Source organism: Streptomyces longispororuber (genome assembly GCF_014656095.1).
Classification (GTDB): Bacteria; Actinomycetota; Actinomycetes; order Streptomycetales; family Streptomycetaceae; genus Streptomyces; species Streptomyces longispororuber.
Window position 1 is genome coordinate 1 of sequence record NZ_BNBT01000299.1, and the last position, 3,267, is coordinate 3,267.

Here is a 3,267-nt window from a genome sequence, read left to right on the forward strand (position 1 = left end):
GTCCGGGGCGGCGTCGCCGCCGCGCGCGCCCGCGCCGCCGGCCGCGCGTCCGGGGTACGGGCGGGGCGCGGGGGCGCGGCCGGGCGCGGGGGCGGGGCTGTTGGGGCGGCTGGGGCTGGTGGGGTCGCGGCTGAGGCTGTCGGGGCGGCTTGGGTCACTGAGGCGGTTGAGGCTGCTGAGGCGACCTGGGCGGGGGGCGCGTCGGGCAGGCGTGCTGAGGCGGGGGGTGGTGGCGGGTCGTCCGGGACCTTTGGGGCGGGCGGGGCCACAGGCACCTTCAGGGCTACCGGGGCCTGTGGAGTCTCCGGGGCCTGTGCGACCGCTGAGGTCTCCGAGACCTCCCCGGCCTTCCCGGCCTCCGGGACCTCCCCGACTCCCGGGGCCTCCGAGACCTCTACAACCTCCGAGACCTCCACAACCTCCGACACCGGAGGCTCCTCAAGAGCCGCCGAGCCGGAGCGGGGCGCGGAGGAGTCCACGGGGGCACGGCTTGTGGCGGCGCTCGCGGCCCCCGCGGGGTCCGGCGCGGCAGCGGGCTCGCGCCGCGTACGCGTGGGGTCGAGGCGGTCGAAGGGGGCCAACAGGTCGGCGACAGCGGCCTCGTACGCCTCCGAGGCCGGGCCGGTGGCCGGAGGCGGGACCGGAGCCGGGCTCGCAGCCGGGGACTGGGGCGCAGCCGGAGCCACGCTCGCAGCCGGAGGCTGGAGCGGGACCGGCGGCAGGTCCCCAGCCGGGAGCGGGACCGGAGCCGGGGCCGGGCGCGGGACCGGGCTCGGGTCCGTACCCGCAGGGCCCGCGCTCCGCGCGGAGTTCGCGGAGCGCTGCTCGCGGCCCACGGGAGGCCGCGTATCGGGGAAGCGTGCGCTCGCGGGCGGAGGGGGCGGTTCCGACGGGGCCGGGAAAGGAACCGACGGGGCCGGGAACGCGACCGGGTCCAGGGCCGCGGTGGTCCCCGCGGGGGCGCCGGGGCCGTCCGGGGTGTCGTCGTGCCGTGCGGGCACCCGCGGTGACGTGCCGGGACGTGGTGGGACGGGGGGCCGTCGCGCCTCCGTGCTCATGCACCCCCCGTTCGGTCTCGTCGCGCGCTCCCTGCGTGCGCGTCACTTTACGGGTTGACATGAGCCGCGCGGGAACCCCGTCCGCACCCCGGGACGATCTGTCCGGAACGTCCCCCTACCCTCTGGTAGCGCCGTCTGGCAGGCTGCGCGCATGACAGGCCGAGCCGCTGACTTCGCCAGGGACTCCACCAGGGACCGGGACGCGGACCGGGCCCGTTACGACCGGGCCACCGCGCACCTCGACGCGCCGCTCGCGCTCGTCGACCTGACGGCGTTCGACGCCAACGCCGACGACCTGGTGCGCAGGGCGGGCGGGAAGCCGATCCGGGTCGCGAGCAAGTCCGTCCGCTGCCGGGCGCTGCTCGAACGGGCGCTGGCGCGGGACGGGTTCGCCGGGATCATGTCGTTCACGCTCGCGGAGTCGCTGTGGCTGGCCCGCTCCGGCTTCGACGACGTGCTGCTCGCGTACCCGTCGGCGGACCGGGCGGCCTTCGCCGAGCTCGCGGCCGATCCGAAGCTCGCGGCGGCGGTGACGGTGACGGTCGACGACCCCGCGCAGATGCGGCTGATCGAGGAGGCGCGCGGCGACGGGCGCGAAGAGGTGCGGGTGTGCCTGGAGTTGGACACGTCGCTGAAGCTGCTGGGCGGCCGGGTGCGGATCGGCGCGCGCCGCTCGCCGCTGCACGATCCCGTCCAGATCGCGGCGCTGGCCCGGGCGATCGCGCGGCGGCCGGGGTTCCGGCTCGTGGGCGTGATGGCGTACGAGGGGCACGTGGCCGGGGTGGGGGACGCCGTCGAGGGGCGTCCGGCCCGGTCGCGGGCGGTGCGGCTGATGCAGTCCGCCGCGCGCAGGGAGCTGGCGGACCGGCGCGCGGCGGCGGTCCGCGCGGTGCGGGACGCGGTGGGCGACCTGGAGTTCGTGAACGGCGGCGGCACGGGCAGCGTGCAGCACACGGCCGCCGAGGACGCGGTGACGGAGATCGCCGCCGGTTCGGGCCTGTTCGTGCCGCGCCTCTTCGACCACTACACGTCGTTCAGCGGGCGCCCTGCGGCGCTCTTCGCGCAGCCCGTCGTGCGCAGGCCGGGGCCCGGCGTGGTGACGGTGCTCGGCGGCGGCTACCCGGCGTCGGGGGTCGCGGGGCCCGACCGCTCGCCGGAGCCGTATCTGCCGCGGGGCCTCGCGTACGACCCGCAGGAGGGCGCGGGCGAGGTGCAGACGCCGCTGCTGGGGGCCGCCGCGGACGACCTGCGCGTCGGGGACAAGGTGTGGTTCCGGCACGCCAAGGCCGGTGAGCTGTGCGAGCGGTTCGCCGCGCTGCACCTGGTCGAGGGCGAGCGGGTGACCGGGACCGTACCGACGTACCGGGGTGAGGGGCACACCTTCCTGTGACGCCCGCGGGCGCGGCGTACCGGTTACGGCGTCGGGCCGACGCTGTTGCCCACTCCCCCGCCCGTGGCGCTGTCGCCCACGGGGCGGATGCCGTCGACGACCTCCTCGATGTCGGACAGCGGCGGCGCGCCCGCGCCCGCGTCGAGCTGGAAGCGGACGACGACCATGGCCTCGGAGCCGGTGCTGGAGGGGAAGGCGAGGGACTGCACGTAGCCGCCCGGGCCCTTCTCGGTGTACACCCGCCAGCGCACGTAGTAGCCGCCGCGCCCGGCGACGGCGACCGTCCCGCTCTTGACCTGCTCGTGCCGGGTCATGCCGCCGTACGGCTCGCGGTCCAGGGTGTCGTGGTCGTACGCGGCCTCGGCGGCGTCCTTGATGTCGGCGGTGGCGAGCTTCTCCGGGGAGCGCTCGTCGGTGCCGGTGGCGGTCTGCGAGGTGATCTTCCCGTGGCGGCACAGGCCGGGGTCGCCCGGGCAGTCGTAGGTGTCGGGGGTCTGCAGGGCCGTCTCGTCGCCGACGGTGTGCTCGGCCTTCTCCCAGCCGTCGGGGACGGGCAGCGTGATGCCGTTGAGCTGGTCGACGAGGGTGTCGGGGTCCTCGGTCGGCGAGGGCGACGCGGTGGGCTCCGCCGACGTGGGGCTCGGCTCGGGCTCCGCGGAGGTGGTGGGCGCGGGCCCGGCCGTCGGGTCGCCGTCGTCGTCCTGGAGGACGAGGAAGCCGGTGACGATCGCGGCGACGAGCACGGCGCCGGCCACGCCGAGCGCGACGGCCTTGGCGCGGCGGCCGCCGGCCCGCGCGGGCAGCGGCTGGACCGCCGTG

Annotated in this window: 2 protein-coding genes; one reads left to right on the top strand and one right to left on the bottom strand. The window is 77.2% G+C overall.

Features of this window, described 5'->3' with window-relative positions; all coding sequences use genetic code 11:
• Nucleotides 1–1,209: 1,209 nt before the first annotated feature.
• Nucleotides 1,210–2,448, top strand: coding sequence for an amino acid deaminase/aldolase (locus IE330_RS38180; RefSeq protein WP_190140773.1), 1,239 nt, complete (start codon nt 1,210–1,212; stop codon nt 2,446–2,448).
• A gap of 23 nt (nt 2,449–2,471) precedes the next feature.
• Here IE330_RS38180 and IE330_RS38185 read toward each other — a convergent pair.
• On the bottom strand, nt 2,472–3,267 hold a 796-nt coding region (locus IE330_RS38185; protein WP_190140774.1), incomplete at its 5' end, for a hypothetical protein.

Excerpts from the sequence above, each read along its gene's own strand:
- IE330_RS38180 (WP_190140773.1), top strand. The coding sequence starts at position 1,210 with ATGACAGGCCGAGCCGCTGACTTCGCCAGGGACTCCACCAGGGACCGG.